The organism is Anaerococcus marasmi (assembly GCF_900290195.1).
In the GTDB taxonomy this organism is placed as follows: domain Bacteria; phylum Bacillota; class Clostridia; order Tissierellales; family Peptoniphilaceae; genus Anaerococcus; species Anaerococcus marasmi.
Genome location: NZ_OLMF01000003.1, coordinates 1 through 1,609 on the forward strand (window position 1 = coordinate 1; position 1,609 = coordinate 1,609).

Annotated in this window: 2 protein-coding genes and 1 rRNA gene; all 3 read right to left on the bottom strand. The window is 35.3% G+C overall.

Annotation, left to right across the window (positions count from 1 at the left end):
• Positions 1 to 207, bottom strand: a 16S ribosomal RNA gene (locus C7D97_RS00025); the annotation flags it as partial.
• A 308-nt stretch (positions 208 to 515) separates the two neighbouring features.
• Complete coding sequence (msrA, locus tag C7D97_RS00030) at positions 516 to 1,004, bottom strand: peptide-methionine (S)-S-oxide reductase MsrA (protein WP_105300186.1); 489 nt, start codon at positions 1,002 to 1,004, stop codon at positions 516 to 518.
• Positions 1,001 to 1,477 carry a threonine/serine exporter family protein gene (locus C7D97_RS00035; RefSeq protein WP_105300187.1) on the bottom strand — a complete coding sequence of 159 codons (477 nt, stop codon included), beginning with the start codon at positions 1,475 to 1,477 and terminating at the stop codon, positions 1,001 to 1,003. The genes msrA and C7D97_RS00035 overlap by 4 nt, the downstream gene beginning before the upstream one ends.
• Between the last annotated feature and the right edge of the window lie 132 nt (positions 1,478 to 1,609).

Here is a 1,609-nt window from a genome sequence, read left to right on the forward strand (position 1 = left end):
GCGAAGAGTTTATATCATAGGGTATTATTCGTCGTTTCCAACGGCTATCCCCTTGTGCAAGGCAGGTTACTCACGCGTTACTCACCCGTCCGCCACTAATCCACTTAAATTCATTCCGAAGAAATCAGTTAAGTTTCATCGTTCGACTTGCATGTGTTATGCACGCCGCCAGCGTTTATCCTGAGCCAGGATCAAACTCTCATAAATAATTTGTATGAGAATCTTTCCTCGTCCTTCGTCCTCGGCCACTCCGTGGAGGGTCCTCTAGGAGCCGGACAGGCTAATTCTGACTCTTTCATTTACATCTGACTTTAATCAAATGCGTGATTTAATTTTGTTATCCTTTATTTCAAAAGAATTTTAGGTTATGTTATTGTTTATTTAATTTAATTGGTTCCATCAGCTCTCGCCGACTTTTATATAATACCATGGATTTTTACCTATGTCAAATTATTTTTCAAAAAAAATAAGATGCCCTGTTTTTATTCTTGGACATCTATGTTTTCTCTAGCATTTTAGTTGAAATCAGGCCTATCTAATAGATTGACATGGCAGTAGCCATTTGGATTTTTCTTTAGATAGTCTTGGTGATATTCTTCTGCTTTTATATAATTTTTTAGTTTTTCTACTTCTACTTGAATTTTTTCTTCTTCATTTTTTTGTTTTTCTTCTAAGAATTTTCTTACTTCCTCTAGTATCTTTCTATCTTCCGAATAGATTCCAGTCCTATATTGTCTACCCATATCCCCACCTTGTTTGTTTACAGAAAATGGATCTATTATATAATAGAAATATTCTAGTAATCTTTCTAGACTAATCTTCTTATCGTCATAGGTCACTTTGACTGTCTCGGCATGATCTGAGTTTTTGAGATTTTCGTAGAAGGTATCCTCTGTTAGGCCATTAGCATATCCTGCTTGTGTTTTTTCGACTCCTTCTATTTGTTTAAAGTAGGCATCTACTCCCCAGAAGCATCCGCCTGCTAGGTATATAGTTTGTTTCATTTTTTCCTCCTAAAGTAGTTTAAGTAGTTCGTCCTTTTTACTTTTCTTCTTCTAAAGTTTTTCATATTCCTAGAAAATGATGACGATAAAAGTATACCAAATGATATCGCTCCTGCTATTGCAAGGGCCTTGGACAAGGTTAGTAGAACTAAGGCACTTTCGTTATTGATAAAGTATTTCATTGTATTAAATATAGCTTCTCCTGGGCAAAGATTTATTACACCAGGAACTATAAAGACCAAAGCTGGAAATTTGAAATATCTCGCACAGAATTCTGATATGAATGATATGACGAATGCCGAAAGAAAAGTTCCTATATAGACGCTTCCTGTGTAGGCTATTGTCATTTTATATATTACCCATCCAAATCCTGCATTTACGGCAGATATTAGTAGTGGTTTTTTGGGAACTTGAAATATCAAGGCAAATCCTATCGCTGCTATGGAAGATACTATAAATTCGTATAAATACATCTATCCTCCTCGTATATTATAGTTGTAGTAATAAATACTACATTTTATTCTCAATCCCACTTTCTTGTGGGATAATAATTGTATAGATAGAGGTCGTAGCGATCCTCCTTGAAGCTTGTCTTCCCGATTAAG